The following is a 16,329-nucleotide window of genomic DNA, read 5'->3' on the forward strand; positions in this document are numbered from 1 at the left end:
CAACACCTTGCATGCCGACGTCGGCATTCGGGCAAAAGGCTCCAGGGATGATTCCTTGGACCGTGTTTGGTGCTGCCGGTTGCGGAGCAGCCGGGACAGGGTTTGCGGGGGCGGCCGGTGCAGGTGCGGCTGGTACAACCGGCGCCGGCGCCTGGACTGCCGGTGCGACGGGCGCCGGTGGGACGGGCGCCGGGGCAACGGCTGCGGGTTCCGCCGAGGGCGGAGCAACGGGAGCCGTCGTGGGGGCCTGAGCAGAAGGCGACGACGAGGTAAATGTCGGACGGGCGCTGAAGCTTGGCGACGCGGTGGCCGTAATCACGGCTGTTTCGCTTGGCAGGTTGCGCACTTCTGAAGCCGGCGCGCCGCATGCGGCCAGCGCCAAGCTGACGGCTGCCCCGATAAGGGCACGCTGAATGAAACGGGTTGAGACCATGATTCCCCCAAATAGACCAGTGAATTGATGAAAGACTAGGCCTGCACGCGGGGGAAAGCGAGACTAACCCGGCTAGTCGGATTTCGGATACCAGACTACGGTCGCCGACTCGCCGTCGTCGGACTCACCAGCGGGTTCGTCGGCTAGAGGCTCGCCGTGTGCCAAACCAGACCATTGGTACTCACCGCCCGGGTGAATCTCCGGGAAGTCCGATACCTCGCCCTCGCTGCGTTCCTTATCACGAGGACCGCCCTCATAAGTGAATTTCTCGCCCATATACCTCAACGTAGACCCCAAAACGAGGCCTGGACACCCCCTGCGCCCTGCCGGCGGCTCATGCGGTCGCATACCAGCGGTCCGCGCGTGGAGTGTTCAGTGATGGGGAATTAACCGACTTAGGGCCCGGTTCGCCTTTGAATCGGGGCTTATGTCATATTGACGGGGATTACGGAACCACTAGGACGTCCTTCAATGATTGCATCTCGATAACAAACTTTACCGGCGGGAAACTTTGCACCCAAACATCCGTTCCGGGCGCTAGGCTACTGCTCATGTGAGACGAGCCACAAGCCTGCTGAGGGGGTTGTGGCAGTCTGCCGGAGTCAACAGCGCCGGCTTTTTCCACTCAAAAAAATAGGAGGCGGAATGCGTTTCGGACGTACTTCCAAAGCAGTGGGTATTGCGGCAATCGCCGCGATCGCACTGAGCGCCTGTGCCGGCAATTCCGGTGGCAATACCCCATCCACCGGAGCAGCCAAGACGGGTGGCACGGCCACTGTGGTCGAGGTCAACGCTTTCAACACGTTCAACCCCAACACAGCCGACGGCAATACTGACATCAACTCCAAGGTCAGCTACGCGACGCACTCGGGCTTCTACTACATCGACAACAAGCTGAACGTCGTCCACAATGACAAGTTCGGCAAAATGGAGAAGGTCTCGGACAACCCGCTGACCGTCAAGTACACCATCAACGATGGTGTGAAGTGGTCTGACGGCACCCCGGTCTCCGCCGCTGACCTCCTCCTGCAGTGGGCGGCCTTCTCCGGTTACTACGACGACGCCGATCCAAAAGCCAAGACCGGCACGTCGTACTTCTCCTACGCGGGGGACAACACGGGCCTCAGCCTGACTGACTTCCCGGAGATCAGCAACAATAACAAGACCCTCACGCTCAAGTACTCCAAGCCGTTCGCTGACTGGGAGATCGTGCTGGGTGGTCCCGGCATTGACGTTCCGGCCCACGTCCTTGCCCAGAAGGCCGGCCTGAAGGACACCCAGGCTTTGATCGACTTCTTCAAAAGCAAGCCGCGCGGAGATTCCAAGGCGCCACTTCCCGCGGATCCGAAGCTGAAGGCAATGTCGGACATGTGGAACACCGGCTTCGATACGAAGACGCTTCCCGCCGACCCGACCCTGTTCCTCTCGAACGGTCCTTACATCGTGAAGAGCATGAACCAGGACCAGTCCCTCACCATGGTCCGCAACAAGGACTACAACTGGGGACCGACTCCTAACCTTGACGAAATCACCGTCCGGTACATCGGCTCGGCGCCGGCCCAGGTCCAGGCCCTCAAGAACGGCGAGGCGGACATCATTGCCCCGCAGGCTTCGGCGGACACCCTCGACCAGTTGAAGGCGCTCTCCAGCCAGGGCGTTACCGTCGACCAGGGCAACCAGCTGGCCTTCGACCACTTGGACCTGAACTTCTCAGGCCCGCTCGCCGACCAGAACGTGCGCACAGCCTTCATGAAGACTGTGCCCCGCAAGGACATCGTCAGCAAGATCATTGGCAAGCTTGACCCGAACGCCAAGCCGCTTGACTCGCAGATCTTCGTCCCGCAGCAGGCTGCTTACGCGGATTCCGTCAAGAACAACGGCTCCTCGGCCTATCAGGACGTTGACATTGACGGCGCCAAGAAGCTCCTCAACGGTGCGACTCCGGAAATCCGCATCATGTACAACAAGGACAACCCCAACCGTGTTGACGCCTTCTCGCTGATCCGCGAGTCCGCTACCAAGGCTGGCTTCAAGATCGTCGACGGCGGCCTGGGCAAGTCTGACTGGGGCAAGGCTTTGGGCAAGGGCGGTTACGATGCCACCATCTTCGGCTGGATCAACCCGGGCGTCGGTGTTTCCGGTGTTCCGCAGATCTTCAAGACCAACGGTGGCAACAACTTCAACCAGTTCAGCAACACCGATGCGGACAAGTTGATGGAAGAGCTCGTGGTCACCACTGACCGCAGCAAGCAGGACGACCTCCAGAAGCAGATCGACAAGAAGATCTGGGACAGCGCTTACGGTGTGCCGCTCTTCCAGTCCGTGAACGTGGACGCTTACAGCGACCGCATCACCGGCGTGAAGCTCATGCCGAACCAGACTGGTGTTTGGTGGAACTTCTGGGAGTGGGCTCAGAAGTAGGAGCCAACTCAGCTAGCAATAGCATCAACCGAGGCGCCGGGACCGACGTATCATGGTCCCGGCGCCTTCGGGTTGGTAAACCGGCATATTGTCTGCTTCCCAACGACCTCAAGCGGGGAAGGGGCACGATTCTGCTATAGGCGCCGGCGACCCCGGGCCTGGATTTCGAGGTTCTTCACGATGGTGACCTATATTGTCCGGCGGCTGGTAACCGCCGCGCTCATACTTCTTGGAGCATCGTTCCTGGTGTATCTCCTGACAGCGTTGTCCGGAGATCCTCTGGAGGAGCTCCGCACCAGCAGCGCACCCAACCGGCAAGCGTTGATGGACGCGAGAATCAACTTGCTTGATCTCGACACACCAGCGCCGCTTCGCTATTTCAAGTGGTTGGGAGGGGCTGCCCAATGTCTCGTTCCGTTCAGCAATGCCTGTAATCTCGGCAAGAACATCTCGGGGCAGCCAATCACTGAGGCCCTGGGCTTCGCCTTGGTTCAAACCCTGACGCTTGTCACCGGTGCGACCATCCTTGCGATCCTGATCGGTATTTCGCTCGGTATCGTCACCGCGCTCCGTCAGTACAGCGCCTTGGACTACGGCGTGACTTTCATGGCATTCCTGTTCTTCTCGCTGCCGATCTTCTGGGTGGCCGTCCTCCTCAAGGAATTCGGCGCCATCGGCTTCAATGACTTCCTTCGAAATCCGGAAATACCACCGCTTGTAGCCCTTGGAATAGGCGCCGTTCTCGGCGTCATCACCGCCGTCGCGGTGGGCGGTGAAACGAAACGCCGGCTGATCATCGGCGGCTCGGTCTTCGCGGCCGTTTCGCTGATTCTCTTCTACTTCTCGCTGACACAGTGGTTCCGCAATCCGGGCTTGGGCCCGGTCATCATCGCCATTCTTGGAGTGGGAATTGCCTTCGGAGTCACGGTATTGGTTTCAGGGCTCAAGAACCGCAAGGCCCTGCAATCGAGCCTGATCGTTGTGGGCATCGGCGTGATCGCCTACTTCGCTGTCCAGCCGTTGCTCAATGACGCGACCGGGCTCATGATTTTCCTCCTTGCCATCGCCACCATCCTTGTTGGCGTGGCCGTCGGGTACTTCATGGGCGGTTTCGACCGTGGACAGTCAATGCGTGCCGCCGCTATCACCGCGTTCCTGGTCGGAGCCCTCGTGGTCATGGACCGCTTCATGCAGGCATGGCCGTCGTACTTCAACAACAGCCGGGTTCGTGGGCGTCCCATTGCCACCATCGGGGCGGGAACCCCGAACATCCAAGGTGACTTCTGGATCATGTCCACCGATACGCTCACCCACCTCGTATTGCCCACGATCGCCCTGATCCTTGTTTCATTGGCCAGCTACACTCGGTTCACCCGGTCGTCGATGCTCGAAATCATGAACATGGACTACATCCGGACGGCACGAGCCAAGGGCTTGAGCGAACGTTCGGTGATCATGGGCCACGCCTTCAGGAACGCGCTCATTCCTATCGCGACAATCGTCGCCTTTGACATCGGTGCATTGATTGGTGGAGCCGTCATCACCGAAACCGTCTTTTCCGTTCGCGGCATGGGTTTCTTGTTCATTGACGGATTGCTGCATACGGACCCGAACCCGGTGATGGGTGTGTTCCTGTGTGTAGCTATCACCGCCATGGTCTTCAACCTGATAGCGGACCTCGCGTACTCCGCACTCGACCCTCGTGTAAGGATCAAAGCATGAGCCAGCCAACCCAAGAGGACGAACTCCTCGCGCAACAGGCGCTCTCAGAAGCTGCAGCCACCCAAGCAGGCAGCGAAGTCACCAGCGGCCTGAGCCAGGGCCAGATTGTGCGCAAAAGGTTTTTCGGCCACACCGGCGCCCTCATAGGACTCGCGGTGTTCGCGCTCATCTTCCTGCTCGCTTTCTCTTCGGTGGGCGCCTTCGGGATTCCCGGGTGGTGGAAGTACAACCACGTGGACGTCTCACCGCTCGTGAACGACGGCGCCCCGACCTCGTCATTGTGGCCAATTGCCTGGGGCGAGCATCCGTTCGGCCAGGACCGGATTGGACGCGACCTGTTTGCCATGACCATGCGCGGCGCCCAACAGTCCATCACGGTCATGGTCCTGATCGGTGCCATTGCTGGTGCGATCGGCGCAATAGTCGGCGGACTTGCCGGCTATTTCCGCGGCTGGGTCGAAGCCGTTCTCATGCGCCTCACCGACGTCATCATCATCATTCCGTTGCTTCTCCTCGCCGCGGTCGTAGGCCAGATTGCCAATCGCAGGGATGAGGGCAGCTGGCTGAACGGATTCGCCGCCAACAACGGCGTCGTGATTCTGGGTATCTTCCTCGGTTTCGTCAGCTGGGTTGGCCTCGCCCGTCTTGTCCGTGGCGAGTTCCTGACCCTGCGCGAGCGGGAGTTCGTCGACGCAGCCAGGATCTCCGGGGCGTCCAACGCAAGGATCATCTTCAAGCACATCCTGCCCAACGCCGTCGGCGTGCTGATCGTCAACGTGACGCTGACCATGTCCGCCGCGATCCTGCTGGAGACCGCCCTCAGCTACCTGGGCCTCGGCGTGAAGGCTCCCGACACCTCGCTGGGCCTGTTGGTTGCGCAGAACCAGGAAGCCTTCGCTACACGGCCGTGGCTGTTCTGGTTCCCCGGCCTGTTCATCATCCTCATCTGCCTGAGCATCAACTTCATCGGCGACGGCCTGCGGGACGCGTTCGATCCGCGGCAGAAAAAGTTCAAAGCCAAGACCGCCGTCGAAACAGCGCGCCACTCCAGCACGACGGCGCCGGTTGCCGATGCCTCGAAAGGCAGCTGAGTGCTACCCGTGCAGGGAAACCTCCTAAAGGAAGACCGCCCAGTAGCTGGCCGCGGCCAGGGCCACGGTGGCCGCTATCCGGAGCCATCCGACGGCGACCGTCACCAAAGCGTCCTCAGCCCGGCCGGGTTCTACGCGTCCGGCTTCAACGAGGTCCTGCCAGCGGGTGCGGACGAGGACTGCTGCGGCGCCCGAATCGGTGTTCTTGAGGTCTCCGGGGCGAACCGAGCTGCCGGGGCCGTAGGTGGTGCCCGGGAGTCCCTTGAGGTGCTCGGGGCGGGCATTGCGCCCGCCCCAGATTCCCGGCGCGGGAGCAGCCCAGGCAGGGTACCTCTTGTGAGGCGTCACGAGGGTGAGGGCGAAGCGGGTATCAACCTGCACCAGGGCGTCCCACGGAACATCGATGGTCCGGTAAGGATTCTCCAGCGCGACGCCGGAATCCCTGACCACCACTACCGGGCGCCAGAAAAGCAACCAGCCAAGGAACGCTATGAAGAGCAGGGGAGTGGTGCCCGGAAGGGCGCGCGGACCGGCTGCCACGAGCGTAACGACAATCCCGAAAACGGCAACTGCCCAGCAGATCCAAGCAAACATCTTGCTGCTGCGGGCCTTGAAGATTTCGACATTTCCGGCATACGGCGCTCTGCTCATGCCCCTAATAATTCAGGATTCCGGGCTACTTCACTAATCACCCCTTGGAGGGTGGCCCGGGTGGAAGGGAAGACCCAACATGACTGACAACGCCAGCCCCGAACCGGAGGCTACCCACCTCGAGACCGAGTCGGACAAGAGCGCGCGCGGGACCATGGTCCTGGAAGTACGCGATCTCAGCGTCGACTTCGGTGTCGAAAAGAAGTGGGTCCCTGCCGCCATCGGACTGAACTACGAGGTCAGGGCCGGCGAGGTCCTCGCGATCGTCGGAGAGTCTGGTTCCGGCAAGAGCGCAAGTTCCATGGCCCTGCTCGGCCTGCTGCCCAGCAACAGCCGCGTTCGGGGGAGTGTCAAGCTCTCGGGCAAAGAGCTACTGGGCGACAAGTCAGGCAATATCCGGGAAGTCCGGGGCAAGGACGTCGCTGTCATCTTCCAGGAGCCCATGACCGCACTCAACCCGGTGTACACAGTGGGTGCGCAGATAGTGGAGACGATCCGGCTGCACAACTCGATCTCCCCTGACGAAGCCCGGCAGCGGGCGGTGCGCATGCTTGAGCTGGTGGAGCTGCCGGACCCGGAGAAGGCCTTCAAGTCCTATCCCCACCAACTCTCCGGCGGCCAGCGGCAGCGAGCCATGATCGCGCAGTCATTGTCCTGTGATCCCAAACTCCTGATCGCAGACGAACCCACCACTGCCTTGGACGTGACTGTCCAGGCCGAAATCCTGGATTTGATGCGCAACCTGCGCAACAAGCTGGACAGCGCCATCGTCCTGATCACCCACGACATGGGCGTGGTGGCCGACCTCGCCGATCGTATTGCGGTGATGCGCAAGGGCGTCATCGTGGAGAGTGGTACTGCGCAACAGATCTTCTCCAACCCGCAGCACGAATACACCCAAGCCCTGCTAGCCGCTGTTCCCCACCTGGGACAAGGGGCGGACAGCTCCGACGTCGACGTCACCGCGGCATTGGCCGCCGCGACCCACGCCGAGCTGGAATCGGTCGATCACGATGAGCTGGTCCGACGGGAACTCGAGAACCAGACTGCTTTGAAGGCAGCGGCCGAAGAAGCTGCCAAGCCCAAAGGCGAGGCCGTGCTTGAGCTGATCGACGTGGCTATCGAGTACCCCAAACAGGGCCGGGTTCCCGCCTTCCGCGCTGTCGAGGGCGCCAACCTCGTGATCTACCCCGGTCAAGTGGTAGGCCTTGTCGGGGAGTCCGGATCGGGCAAAACGACCATTGGACGCGCCGCCGTCGGACTCTTGCCCGTAGCCGCAGGCAGCATGCGTGTGGTGGGGCAGGACATTTCCGGCGCAAAACGGAATGGGAAACAACTGCACGAAGTGCGGCGGGACATCGGCATGGTGTTCCAGGATCCTTCGTCGTCGCTGAACCCTCGGCTGCCCATCGGCGAAAGCATCGGCGAACCGATGTACCTCGCCGGGGTCGCGAAGGGCGTCGATCTGCAGAAACGGATTGAGACCCTCCTGGACCAGGTGGAACTGCCGCGCGGCTACCGCAACCGGTACCCGCATGAATTGTCAGGCGGCCAGAAGCAGCGCGTCGGCATTGCCCGGGCGCTATCCCTCCAGCCCAAGCTCATGGTCGCGGATGAGCCCACGTCGGCGCTGGACGTTTCGGTACAGGCAAAGGTCCTGGAGCTCTTCCAGAACCTCCAGCGGGAGCTGGGATTCGCGTGCCTGTTCGTCACGCACGACCTCGCCGTGGTGGATGTGCTCGCGGACCGGATCTGCGTGATGCAGCGCGGCCGGATCGTGGAGCAAGGGACCCGGGAGCAGATCCTTCGCAATCCGCAGGAGCCCTACACGCAGAGGCTGCTGGCCGCGGTGCCGCTTCCGGACCCCGAGAAGCAGCGCGAGCGTCGGGAACTGCGCGCCCAGCTCATGGCCGCCGGCATCGAGTAGCAACCCGGGAGCTGTTCCCGGCGGCTCGTACTCGCTGTCGCAACCGCAAAGGAGTCCCCGTGGCCATGGGCCGCAGGGACTCCTTTTCGTTTTTTGTGAGGCACGGAGTGTGTCCGTTGCAACTCTTTGGGGTGCCCGAAAAAGCCCTGCATTCCGCGGAAAAACAAGGTTCAGGCATGTCGAGTGTAGCAACGGAACACCCATTACGTGAAATGACTGCTTCATTTACTTGAAATGACTGCTTCATTACTAAAACTGTCAAGAGCACACTTCGTTGTTCATGCCAATGGGATTCCATATTTCGGACAAGGTGTGGTTAGGATTACACATCCATGTAGGCCGCGTCACAGGATAATTCTGTGCCTGGCCCCGGGGGCAGCCATGAGTTGCCCCGACCCATCCCCCTGAATCCATAGGAGGCGGAATGCGTTTTTCGCGCACTTCCAAAGCTCTTGGCTTGCTGGCAGTCGCCGCACTTGCCCTCACCGGATGCGGCAGCGCTGGCTCCGGAAGCAGTGGCCAGACCGCTGCCGGCGATCCGAACAAAATCATCACCGCGTACAGCAATGAACCCCAGCACCCCCTGATCCCTTCCAACACCAACGAGGTGTACGGCGGCCGCGTTGTCGACCTCCTGTTCGAAGGCCTGACCAGCTACGACGCCAATGGCAAGTCCGTGAACGCACTCGCGGAATCCATTGACACGAGCGACGGCCAGAACTACACCATCAAGGTCAAGAAGGGCGCCAAGTTCACCAACGGCGAGGCAGTCACCGCCAAGAGCTTCGTTGATGCTTGGAACTTCGCCGCCCTGAGCACCAACGCCCAGGCCAGCAGCAGCTTCTTCGAATCCATTGAAGGCTACGACGCAGTCAGCGCCGTCACGAAGACCAAGGGCGCGGACGGCAAGTCAAAGTCGACTCCCGCACCGACCGCCCAGACGATGTCCGGCCTGGTGCTGAAGGACGATTCGACCATCACGGTCAAGCTGGCCCAGCCGGAAGCCGACTGGCCGCAGCGCCTCGGCTACTCCGCCTTCATGCCGCTCCCGGCCGACGCCCTCAAGGACCCGAAGGCCTTCGGCGAAAACCCCATCGGCAACGGCCCGTACAAGATGGCCGCCAAGGGTGCCTGGCAGCACGACAGCCAGATCGCCCTCGTCAAGAACCCGGACTACCAGGGCACCCGCATGGCCAAGAACGGCGGCGTGACCTTCAAGTTCTACACCGACCCGGCTCCGGCTTACACGGACGTCCAGGCCAACAACCTTGACGTTACCGACGTCCTGCCGACGAACGCCCTGAAGACCTACACCACGGACTTCCCGGACCACAGCCTGAACAAGGCATACGCCGGCAACGCAACCTTGAACATCCCGAACTACCTGCCGGAGTTCCAGGGACCGGCAGGCCAGCTGCGTCGCCAGGCCATCTCGATGGCGATCAACCGCGATGAGATCACCAAGGTCGTTTTCAACGGCACCCGTATTCCGGCAAAGGACTTCACGTCTCCGTCGATCGACGGCTACAACGCCAACGTGACCGGCTCCGACGTTCTGAAGTTCGACGCCGCGAAGGCAAAGGACCTCTGGGCAAAGGCAAACGCCATGAGCCCGTGGCCCGCGGACAAGGTCCTTCAGCTCGCGTACAACACCGATGGTGGCAACAAGGAATGGATTGACGCCGTTGCCAACAACCTGAAGAACAACCTCGGCATCAAGGCAGAAGGCCAGCCGTTCGCCAAGTTCGCCGAGATCCTGAACCTCCGCACGGCCAAGACCCTCCCGGGCTTCACCCGAGCCGGTTGGCAGGCAGACTACCCGTCGCTGTTCAACTTCCTCGGCCCGCTGCTGAAGACCGGTGCCAGCGCCAACTACGAGGGTTACAGCAACCCTGAGTTCGACAAGCTGCTGACCGAGGGCCTGGCATCCAAGTCCACGGACGACGCCAACAAGAAGTTCACCCAGGCACAGGAAATCCTCTTCAAGGACCTCCCGAACCTGCCCCTGTGGTACCAGGCACGCCAGGCTGTATGGAGCCAGAACGTCAGCAACGTCGACTCCGGCTGGAACGGCGTCCTGCTGTACTACAACATCACTGCAAAGTAGTCCTACTGGACTTGTTCCAAGCTCGTTAGCGTATGGGGGTCCGGCCACAAACCGGGCCCCCATGCCTTGATTCGGCACGAAAGCTGTCCCTAATGAATCCCCACATTTTCAAGAGCGCCCAGGAACCGTTGCTGTGACCCAGTACATCCTCCGGCGTTTGCTGCAGGTCATTCCCGTATTCCTGGGAACCACCCTGCTCGTGTACTTCATGGTCTTTGCCCTCCCGGGCGACCCTATCCGCGCCCTGTTCGGCGACCGGCCGCCCAGCGAGTCCGTCATTGCCGCGCTGCGCCAGCAATACAACCTCGACCAGCCGTTCTGGGTCCAGTACGGCCTGTTCCTCAAGAACCTCTTCACGTTCAACCTCGGGGTGGACTTCACCGGCCAGCCAATCGCCGCCACCCTTGGCCGCGTCTTCCCGGTCACCGCCATGCTCGCCGTCGAGGCCCTTGCCATCCAGGCTGTCTTCGGTGTGGCCTTCGGCCTGATTGCCGGCCTGCGCAAGGGCAAGATCTTCGACTCCACCGTGCTGGTGGCCTCCCTCGTGGTCATCGCCGTCCCGACGTTCGTCCTGGGCTTCGTGCTTCAGCTCGTCGTCGGCGTGCAGCTCGGCTGGGCCAAGCCGACCGTTGGATCCAACGCGGATTGGGGGACCCTGATCCTTCCGGCCACCGTCCTTGGCCTCGTGTCCTTTGCCTACGTGTTGCGCCTCACCCGGGCCTCGGTCATTGAAAACATGAACGCCGACTACGTCCGCACCGCAACCGCGAAAGGCCTCTCCCGCCCCCGCGTGGTGCTGGCCCACATCCTGCGGAACTCAATGATTCCCGTGGTCACGTACCTGGGCGCGAACCTGGGTGGCTTGATGGGCGGCGCGATCGTCACCGAAGGCATTTTCAACGTGCCCGGCGTCGGCCAGAAGCTCTACCAGGCCGTGATCCGCAGCGAAGGCCCCACCGTCGTCGCCATTGTGAGCGTGCTGGTACTGGTCTTCGTTGCCGCCAACCTGTTGGTGGACCTCCTTTACGCCTGGCTTGACCCGAGGATTCGCTATGAAAAGTAACCGTCAGATCGAGCACTACGTTGCCCCTATCGACGAGACGCCGCTGCTGGCGACCGATACCCTCAAGGTCGACGCAGCACCCCTGAGCCTGTGGGCGGATGCCTGGCGGAAGCTCCGCCGTCGGCCGCTCTTCATCATCTCGGCGCTCATGATTCTGCTGCTCCTGGTCGTCGCGTTCTTCCCGGGCCTGTTCACCCAGACGGCCCCGAACGACAACTGCCAGCTGGGCGACTCCCTCGCGGGTCCTTCGGCCGGCCACCCCCTGGGATTCACCTTCCAGGGCTGCGACATCTACTCCCGCGTCATCCACGGCACGCAGGCATCCCTGACCGTCGGCGTCGTCTCCGTCATCTTCGTCCTCATCATCGGAGTTACGCTCGGCGCGCTGGCAGGCTTCTTCGGCGGCTGGGTTGACACCATCATTGCCCGCATCGGAGACATCTTCTTTGCGTTGCCTTTGGTCCTCGGTGCGCTGGTAGTTACCCAGCTCCCCTTCTTCCGCGAGAACAAGAGCGTCTTCACGGTGGTCATGGTCATCGTGATGCTCGGCTGGCCCCAAATGGCCCGTATCACCCGCGGTGCCGTGATCGAGGTCCGCAACGCGGATTTCGTGACTGCCGCACGCTCGCTCGGTGTCTCCAGGATCGGCACGCTGGTCCGGCACGTCGTTCCGAACGCGCTCGCGCCCATCATCGTCCTGGCCACCATGGAGCTTGGCGTCTTCATCGTGACGGAGGCAACGCTGTCCTTCCTCGGCATCGGGCTGCCCGGCAGCATCATGTCCTGGGGCAACGACATTTCCGCGGCGAAGGACACGTTGCGCACCAATCCCGAGGTGCTGATGTTCCCCGCAACCGCACTGTCCATCACGGTCCTGAGCTTCATCATGCTTGGCGACGCGCTGCGTGACGCCCTTGATCCCAAGAGCCGCAAGCGATGAAGGAGGCAATCATGACAACGTCCAACATCACCATCGACGAAGCCGGAACCGAAGAGCGTCCGCTCCTGGAGATCCGGGACCTCGCCATCTCCTTCCAGACGGCGGGCGGCGAATTCCAGGCCGTCAAGAACGCGCACCTGACCATCATGCCCGGCGAGACTGTCGCCATCGTGGGGGAGTCCGGTTCGGGAAAGTCGACGACGGCGCTTGCCGCTATTGGCCTCCTGCCGGAGAACGGCCGGGTTTCCGGCGGGCAGATCCTCCTGGACGGGGAGGACATCTCGCACGCTTCGGAGAAGCGGATGATCGAGCTGCGCGGCAACACGATCGGCATGGTTCCGCAGGATCCGATGTCCAATCTCAACCCGGTCTGGAAGATCGGCTACCAGGTCCGCGAGACACTGCGCGCCAACGGCAAGCCCAGCGGTCCTGCCGACGTCGCCCGCGTCCTGGGGGAGGCCGGTTTGCCGGACTCCGCGCGGCGCGCGAAGCAGTACCCGCACGAGTTCTCTGGCGGCATGCGCCAGAGGGCCCTGATCGCCATCGGCCTGTCCTGCCAGCCGCGGCTCCTGATCGCGGATGAGCCGACGTCGGCCCTGGACGTCACGGTACAGCGCCAGATCCTGGACCACCTCGAAACCATGACGGCCGAGCTCGGTACGGCGGTCTTGCTCATCACCCACGATCTTGGCCTGGCTGCCGAGCGTGCGGACAAAGTGGTGGTCATGTACCGCGGCAACGTTGTGGAGGCCGGTCCTTCGCTCGAATTGCTCCGTAACCCGCAGCACCCCTACACCCAGCGCTTGGTGGCCTCGGCGCCGTCGCTGGCTTCCCGGAGGATCCAGGCCGCCAAGGCCGAAGGAATCCAGACGGAAGAACTCCTGGCACCCACCGAAGCTGTGGTCGAAAAGGCGTTGTCAGATGACGTACTGAAGGTCGAAAGCCTCAGCAAGGTCTTCAAGCTGCGCTCCGGAGTGGGCAAGGCAACGGACTTCAAAGCGGTGGACAACGTCTCGTTCAACGTCAAACGCGGGACGACGACGGCGATCGTGGGGGAGTCGGGTTCCGGCAAGTCCACGGTGGCCCAGATGGTCCTCAACCTGCTCGCACCGACGTCGGGGCGGATCGTATTCGACGGCGTGGACACCTCCACGCTGAACAGCCGGGAGATCTTCAAGTTCCGGCGCCGCGTCCAGCCGATCTTCCAGGACCCTTACGGTTCCCTCGACCCGATGTACAACATCTTCAGGACCATCGAGGAACCGCTCCGGACCCACAAGATCGGTGACAAGGCCAGCCGCGAGAAGAAGGTCCGGGAGCTCCTGGACCAGGTGGCGCTGCCGCAGTCCACTATGCAGCGGTACCCGAACGAGCTCTCAGGCGGGCAAAGGCAGCGCGTCGCGATCGCGCGTGCCTTGGCGCTCGACCCCGAAGTGATCATCTGTGACGAGGCGGTCTCCGCCCTGGACGTTTTGGTGCAGGCCCAGGTACTGAACCTCCTGGCCGAGCTGCAGTCCAATCTCGGACTGACGTACCTCTTCATCACGCACGACCTCGCGGTCGTGCGGCAGATCGCCGACCATGTCTGCGTGATGCAGAAGGGCAAGCTCGTGGAGACGGGCAGCACTGACGACGTCTTCGATTCGCCGCAGCAGGACTACACCAAGGCGCTGCTTCACGCGATCCCGGGTGCCAGCCTGATGCTGCCGCCCGTGGTGGCCTGACGGGCCTGGCGCCCGTCGGCTGAGTGCCACCGAGGCGGGAAGAAGAGCCGGTACCACTTCCGTGGGGGGAAGTGGTCCCGGCTCTTTTGCTGTTTCCGGCTTGTCCCGGAACCCGCCGCCGATTGTGATGAAGGGCACAATTCAGCAGCCTTGGGGGTGATTTTTAGGCCAATAAATACCACAGCGCTTAGACTCTATGAAGGTGCCCTGTGTCAAAGGGTCTAATCCGTCGTGCGTTCCGGTTGGAAATGTCGCGATACAACAGCTGACTTCACCACTGAATCGAGCCATTACGCATGTCTGAAACCACCACCAACACCGCCGCGGCCACTGCATCGCGCAGTGATCTGCGCAACGTCGCGATTGTGGCCCACGTTGACCACGGCAAGACCACCCTGGTCGACGCCATGCTCAAGCAGACCAACTCCTTCGCCGAGCACAACCACCTGGAAGACCGCGTCATGGACTCCGGTGACCTGGAGCGCGAAAAGGGCATCACCATCCTCGCCAAGAACACCACGGTTGCCTACAACGGCCCGTCGTCCAATGGCGAGACCATAACCATCAACGTGATCGACACCCCCGGCCACGCCGACTTCGGTGGCGAGGTGGAGCGCGGCCTGTCCATGGTTGACGGCGTGGTCCTCCTGGTCGACGCTTCCGAAGGTCCGCTGCCGCAGACCCGCTTCGTGCTCCGCAAGGCCCTTGCCGCGCACCTGCCCGTCATCCTGCTGGTCAACAAGACCGACCGCCCCGACGCCCGTATCGAAGAGGTTGTCCACGAGTCCATGGACCTGCTCCTTGGCCTGGCCTCCGACCTCGCGGACGAAGTTCCGGACCTGGACCTGGACAAGATCCTGGAAGTACCCGTGGTCTACGCCGCAGCCAAGGTCGGCCGCGCCTCCCTCGACCAGCCGGCTGATGGCTCGGCACCGGAAAACGAAGACCTCGAACCTCTCTTCAAGACGATCATCGAGCACATCCCGGCGCCGACCTACAACCCGGACGGTGTCCTGCAGGCGCACGTCACCAACCTGGATGCTTCCCCGTTCCTCGGCCGCCTCGCACTCCTGCGTATCTACAACGGCACCCTCCGCAAGGGCCAGACGGTCGCTTGGGCGCGCGCCAACGGCGAGCTGAAGAACGTCAAGATCACCGAGCTCCTGGCCACCAAGGCCCTCGACCGCGTTCCGACCGACTCGGCCGGCCCCGGCGAGATCGTGGCTGTTGCCGGTATCGAGGAAATCACCATCGGTGAGACCCTGACCGACGCCGAGAACCCGCAGCCGCTGCCGCTCATCACGGTGGATGACCCCGCGATCTCCATGACCATCGGTATCAACACCTCCCCGCTGGCCGGCAAGGTCAAGGGCGCCAAGGTTACCGCCCGCCAGGTGAAGGATCGCCTGGACAAGGAACTGATCGGTAACGTCTCCATCAGGGTTCTGCCCACCGAGCGTCCGGATGCCTGGGAAGTCCAGGGCCGTGGCGAGCTCGCGCTGGCCATCCTCGTGGAGCAGATGCGACGTGAAGGCTTCGAACTGACTGTCGGCAAGCCGCAGGTTGTTACCCGGACCATCGACGGCAAGATCCACGAGCCGATGGAACACATGACCATCGACGTTCCCGAAGAGTACCTCGGTGCGGTCACGCAGCTCATGGCCGCGCGCAAGGGCCGCATGACCAACATGGCCAACCACGGTACGGGCTGGTGCCGCATGGAATTCATCGTTCCGGCACGTGGCCTCATCGGTTTCCGCACCAAGTTCCTCACGGACACCCGTGGCGCCGGCATCGCTTCCTCGATCTCCGAGGGCTACGAGCCGTGGGCCGGCCCCATCGAATACCGCACCAACGGTTCGATGGTTGCCGACCGCGCCGGCGTTGTCACACCCTTCGCCATGATCAACCTGCAGGAACGCGGCTCCTTCTTCGTGAAGCCCACGTCCGAGGTCTACGAAGGCATGATCGTCGGCGAGAACTCCCGCGCCGACGACATGGATGTCAACATCACGAAGGAAAAGAAGCTCACCAACATGCGTGCAGCTTCCTCCGACACCTTCGAGAACCTGACCCCGCCGCGCGACCTCACCCTCGAAGAGTCCCTCGAATTCGCCCGCGAAGACGAGTGCGTTGAGGTGACCCCGGAGTCCATCCGCATCCGCAAGGTGATCCTGGACGCCAACGAGCGTGCCAAGGCCACCCGCGCCCGCGCCAAGGTCTGATCCTGCACTGACTGCGTACTGAACG

At 62.3% G+C, this 16,329-nt stretch carries 12 protein-coding genes; 10 read left to right on the top strand and 2 right to left on the bottom strand.

What is annotated here, in order from left to right; all coding sequences use genetic code 11:
• Positions 1-47 precede the first annotated feature (47 nt).
• Positions 48-251 carry a hypothetical protein gene (locus AB0323_RS16880; protein WP_366178340.1) on the top strand — a complete coding sequence of 68 codons (204 nt, stop codon included), beginning with the start codon at positions 48-50 and terminating at the stop codon, positions 249-251.
• Between the two features lie 254 nt (positions 252-505).
• Here AB0323_RS16880 and AB0323_RS16885 read toward each other — a convergent pair whose 3' ends face one another.
• On the bottom strand, positions 506-709 hold the full coding sequence (locus AB0323_RS16885; protein ID WP_366178341.1) for a hypothetical protein: 204 nt from the start codon (positions 707-709) through the stop codon (positions 506-508).
• 369 nt (positions 710-1,078) lie between these two features.
• Between AB0323_RS16885 and AB0323_RS16890 the strand changes: the two genes are divergently transcribed.
• From AB0323_RS16890 to AB0323_RS16900, 3 genes are all read left to right on the top strand, one after another.
• The gene (locus tag AB0323_RS16890) at positions 1,079-2,854 is read left to right on the top strand and encodes an ABC transporter family substrate-binding protein (protein ID WP_366178342.1); all 1,776 of its coding nucleotides are present in this window, start codon (positions 1,079-1,081) and stop codon (positions 2,852-2,854) included.
• Between the two features lie 180 nt (positions 2,855-3,034).
• Complete coding sequence (locus tag AB0323_RS16895; RefSeq protein WP_366178343.1) at positions 3,035-4,576, top strand: ABC transporter permease; 1,542 nt, start codon at positions 3,035-3,037, stop codon at positions 4,574-4,576.
• The gene (locus AB0323_RS16900) at positions 4,573-5,667 is read left to right on the top strand and encodes an ABC transporter permease (protein ID WP_366178344.1); all 1,095 of its coding nucleotides are present in this window, start codon (positions 4,573-4,575) and stop codon (positions 5,665-5,667) included. The genes AB0323_RS16895 and AB0323_RS16900 overlap by 4 nt, the downstream gene beginning before the upstream one ends.
• Positions 5,668-5,691: 24 nt before the next feature.
• On the opposite strand, the gene AB0323_RS16905 is transcribed toward AB0323_RS16900, so the two are convergent.
• Positions 5,692-6,318: a PH domain-containing protein gene (locus AB0323_RS16905; protein WP_366178345.1), complete on the bottom strand. Its 627-nt coding sequence runs from the start codon at positions 6,316-6,318 to the stop codon at positions 5,692-5,694.
• A gap of 79 nt (positions 6,319-6,397) precedes the next feature.
• Here AB0323_RS16905 and AB0323_RS16910 point away from each other — a divergent pair, with 79 nt between their 5' ends.
• The 6 genes from AB0323_RS16910 (at position 6,398) to typA (ending at position 16,304) form a co-directional block, all read left to right on the top strand.
• Positions 6,398-8,245, top strand: coding sequence for an ABC transporter ATP-binding protein (locus tag AB0323_RS16910; protein WP_364532937.1), 1,848 nt, complete (start codon positions 6,398-6,400; stop codon positions 8,243-8,245).
• Positions 8,246-8,669: 424 nt separating this feature from the next.
• Positions 8,670-10,352, top strand: coding sequence for an ABC transporter substrate-binding protein (locus tag AB0323_RS16915; protein ID WP_366178346.1), 1,683 nt, complete (start codon positions 8,670-8,672; stop codon positions 10,350-10,352).
• Between the two features lie 133 nt (positions 10,353-10,485).
• Complete coding sequence (locus AB0323_RS16920) at positions 10,486-11,415, top strand: ABC transporter permease (RefSeq protein WP_059387472.1); 930 nt, start codon at positions 10,486-10,488, stop codon at positions 11,413-11,415.
• Positions 11,405-12,355 (top strand): ABC transporter permease, encoded by a 951-nt coding sequence (locus AB0323_RS16925; protein ID WP_364532943.1) that lies wholly within the window; start codon positions 11,405-11,407, stop codon positions 12,353-12,355. The genes AB0323_RS16920 and AB0323_RS16925 overlap by 11 nt, the downstream gene beginning before the upstream one ends.
• Positions 12,356-12,366: 11 nt before the next feature.
• Positions 12,367-14,079: an ABC transporter ATP-binding protein gene (locus AB0323_RS16930; protein WP_366178347.1), complete on the top strand. Its 1,713-nt coding sequence runs from the start codon at positions 12,367-12,369 to the stop codon at positions 14,077-14,079.
• A gap of 296 nt (positions 14,080-14,375) precedes the next feature.
• Positions 14,376-16,304 carry a translational GTPase TypA gene (gene typA / locus AB0323_RS16935; RefSeq protein WP_366178348.1) on the top strand — a complete coding sequence of 643 codons (1,929 nt, stop codon included), beginning with the start codon at positions 14,376-14,378 and terminating at the stop codon, positions 16,302-16,304.
• Positions 16,305-16,329: the final 25 nt, after the last annotated feature.

The sequence above is a fragment of the Arthrobacter sp. NPDC080031 genome, assembly GCF_040702485.1.
Lineage (GTDB): Bacteria > Actinomycetota > Actinomycetes > Actinomycetales > Micrococcaceae > Arthrobacter.

Excerpts from the sequence above, each read along its gene's own strand:
- AB0323_RS16880 (WP_366178340.1), top strand. The coding sequence starts at position 48 with ATGATTCCTTGGACCGTGTTTGGTGCTGCCGGTTGCGGAGCAGCCGGG.
- AB0323_RS16885 (WP_366178341.1), bottom strand. The coding sequence starts at position 709 with ATGGGCGAGAAATTCACTTATGAGGGCGGTCCTCGTGATAAGGAACGC.
- AB0323_RS16890 (WP_366178342.1), top strand. The coding sequence starts at position 1,079 with ATGCGTTTCGGACGTACTTCCAAAGCAGTGGGTATTGCGGCAATCGCC.
- AB0323_RS16895 (WP_366178343.1), top strand. The coding sequence starts at position 3,035 with ATGGTGACCTATATTGTCCGGCGGCTGGTAACCGCCGCGCTCATACTT.
- AB0323_RS16900 (WP_366178344.1), top strand. The coding sequence starts at position 4,573 with ATGAGCCAGCCAACCCAAGAGGACGAACTCCTCGCGCAACAGGCGCTC.
- AB0323_RS16905 (WP_366178345.1), bottom strand. The coding sequence starts at position 6,318 with ATGAGCAGAGCGCCGTATGCCGGAAATGTCGAAATCTTCAAGGCCCGC.
- AB0323_RS16910 (WP_364532937.1), top strand. The coding sequence starts at position 6,398 with ATGACTGACAACGCCAGCCCCGAACCGGAGGCTACCCACCTCGAGACC.
- AB0323_RS16915 (WP_366178346.1), top strand. The coding sequence starts at position 8,670 with ATGCGTTTTTCGCGCACTTCCAAAGCTCTTGGCTTGCTGGCAGTCGCC.
- AB0323_RS16925 (WP_364532943.1), top strand. The coding sequence starts at position 11,405 with ATGAAAAGTAACCGTCAGATCGAGCACTACGTTGCCCCTATCGACGAG.
- AB0323_RS16930 (WP_366178347.1), top strand. The coding sequence starts at position 12,367 with ATGACAACGTCCAACATCACCATCGACGAAGCCGGAACCGAAGAGCGT.
- typA (WP_366178348.1), top strand. The coding sequence starts at position 14,376 with ATGTCTGAAACCACCACCAACACCGCCGCGGCCACTGCATCGCGCAGT.